This window comes from Bradyrhizobium hipponense (assembly GCF_008123965.1).
GTDB lineage: Bacteria > Pseudomonadota > Alphaproteobacteria > Rhizobiales > Xanthobacteraceae > Bradyrhizobium > Bradyrhizobium hipponense.
On the sequence record NZ_VSTH01000114.1, the window covers coordinates 1 to 2,490 of the forward strand.

Annotated in this window: 2 protein-coding genes; both read left to right on the forward strand. The window is 64.9% G+C overall.

What is annotated here, in order from left to right; translation table 11 throughout:
• Positions 1 to 38 precede the first annotated feature (38 nt).
• On the forward strand, positions 39 to 1,553 hold the full coding sequence (gene istA, locus FXV83_RS30130; protein WP_148743225.1) for an IS21 family transposase: 1,515 nt from the start codon (positions 39 to 41) through the stop codon (positions 1,551 to 1,553).
• Positions 1,550 to 2,362 (forward strand): IS21-like element ISBj11 family helper ATPase IstB, encoded by an 813-nt coding sequence (gene istB, locus FXV83_RS30135; protein ID WP_210250776.1) that lies wholly within the window; start codon positions 1,550 to 1,552, stop codon positions 2,360 to 2,362. Before istA ends, istB begins: the two co-directional genes overlap by 4 nt.
• Positions 2,363 to 2,490 lie beyond the last annotated feature (128 nt).

Below are 2,490 nucleotides of genomic sequence, written 5' to 3' on the forward strand. Positions count from 1 at the left end.
GTGATGGATGGTTCTTCTCGCCAAAGAGGAATCACCCGTTGCCAGGCTGCCATGTCACCGATCACCAGATGAGGCTCTACATGAAGTTCCGTCAAACCAATTCGCCGCCAGTGGCGGCCGCGAAGGCGTCGTTCAGTTCGTCGACCGCTTATCGGCTCGAGAAGGATCTGCGTCTTCCGTCGCAAAAGAAGTCACCGCGGCAAAGGCGCCGGCCGGATCCCTTGGCCAACGTCTTCGGCCTGGAGGTCGTGCCGATGCTGAAGGCGGCTCCCGGCGTGCGGGCCGTGGCCATCTTCGAGGAGATGCTCCGACGTCATCCTGAGCTGGGGGCTGGAATCCGCCGCACGCTCGAGCGCCGGATCCGCGCCTGGCGGGCGATCCACGGCGAGGAGCAGGAGATCATCTTCCGCCAGACCCACGAAGTGGGCCAGGTCGGCCTGTCCGACTTCACCGATATGGGCGAGCTTGGGGTCACCATCGCGGGCGTGCCGCTCGATCATCGCCTCTATCACTTCCGGTTGGCCTATTGCGGGTTTGAACACGCCCATGTCGTGCTCGGTGGCGAGAGCTTCGTCGCACTGGCCGAAGGGCTGCAGAATGCCCTGTGGTCGCTCGGTGGGGCACCGCGGGAGCATCGGACCGACAGCCTGTCGGCCGCCTTCTGCAATCTCGATCGCAACGCGAGGGACGATCTGACCCGGCGGTACGAGGACCTCTGCGCCCACTACGGCATGCGGCCTTCCCGCAACAATCGCGGCATCGCCCACGAGAACGGGGCGATCGAGAGCTCGCATGGCCATCTCAAGCGGACGGTCGCCGATGCGCTGCTGTTGCGCGGCACTGCCGACTTCGATGATCTCGCCGCCTATCGCGGCTTCATCGACGAGATCGTCAGCCGCCGCAATGCCCGCAACGCCAAGCGGATCGACCACGAGCGCGCCACCCTGCAGGCGTTGCCAGATCGCCGCACCTCGGACTACGAGGAGGTGATTGTCCGCGTGACGTCAAGCGGCGGCTTCACTTTGCGCAAGGTGTTCTACACCGTGCCGTCGCGTTTGATCGGGCACCAACTGCGGGTGCGCCTTTATGACGATCGTCTCGACGTGTTCGTCGGCGGCACCCATCTCGTCACCCTGTCGCGTGGGCGGCCGCATCCCAACGGCAAGCACGACCAGGTCGTCGATTATCGGCACGTGATCCATTCCTTGCGGCGCAAGCCAATGGCGCTGCTCAATCTCGTCTACCGTGATCGGCTGTTCCCGCGCGATGCCTATCGCCGAACCTTCGATTGCTTGCGCGAACGGCTGCCGGACAAGAAAGCCTGCCGGCTCATGGTCGATCTGCTTGCGCTGGCGCACGAGCGCGGCTGCGAGGCCGAACTCGCCGGTCAGCTCGCCGCCGACCTGGACGCCGGCCGACTGCCCGACCTCGGACGGCTGCGCGCTTACTTCGCGCCCGATCCGGCCTGCGTGCCGCAGGTCGTGGTGCAGCTCGCACCGCTCGCCAGCTATGAGTGCCTCATCGGTGCCGGCCAGATCGGAGGTGCCGCATGAGCACGGCCAACACAGTCGACACCGCGCGCCTCAATCTGTTGCTCAACGAGTTGCGGCTGCCCGCCATCAAGGTGCTGTGGCCGCAATTTGCCGAGCAGTCCGACAAGGAAGGCTGGCCGGCGGCCCGCTTCCTCGCCACCATTGCCGAGCACGAGATCGCCGAACGCGGCCGCCGCCGCGTCGAGCGCCATCTCGTCGAGGCGCGGCTGCCCCCTGGAAAGACCTTCGACAACTTCGACTTCGAGGCTGTGCCGATGATCTCCAAGGCGCAGGTGACCGCGCTCGCCGCCGGCGATGGTTGGCTCGGCAAGGGCGCCAATCTGCTGCTGTTCGGCCCGCCCGGCGGCGGCAAGAGTCACTTGGCGGCAGCCATCGGCCTGGCCCTTATCGAGAACGGATGGCGCGTCCTCTTCACCCGCACCACCGATCTCGTCCAAAAGCTCCAGGTGGCGCGGCGCGAGCTCAATCTCGAGGCCGCCATTAACCGCCTCGATCGCTTCGACCTCCTGATCTGCGATGATCTTGCCTACGTCACCAAGGACCAGGCCGAGACCAGCGTGCTGTTCGAGCTCATCAGCGCACGCTACGAGCGGCGTTCCATGCTGATCACCGCCAATCAGCCCTTCGGAGAGTGGAACAGGGTCTTCCCGGACCCCGCTATGACGCTCGCCGCTATCGATCGCCTCGTTCACCACGCCACCATCGTCGAGATGAACGTCGAAAGCTATCGCAGGCGCACCGCGCTCGAACGGAAGCGTGGTCCAGGGCGACCACCCTCGCACGCGACACCAAAAACACTCGCTGATTGACGCTCCGCGACAATCAGAGCGAACAAAACTCTTGCGCACGACAATTATCGCGGCAATCATCACCTCGCCGCGACACCGACTCGCCATCCTGATTGTCGCGCGCTTCCCATCCAGATTGTCGCGCTATA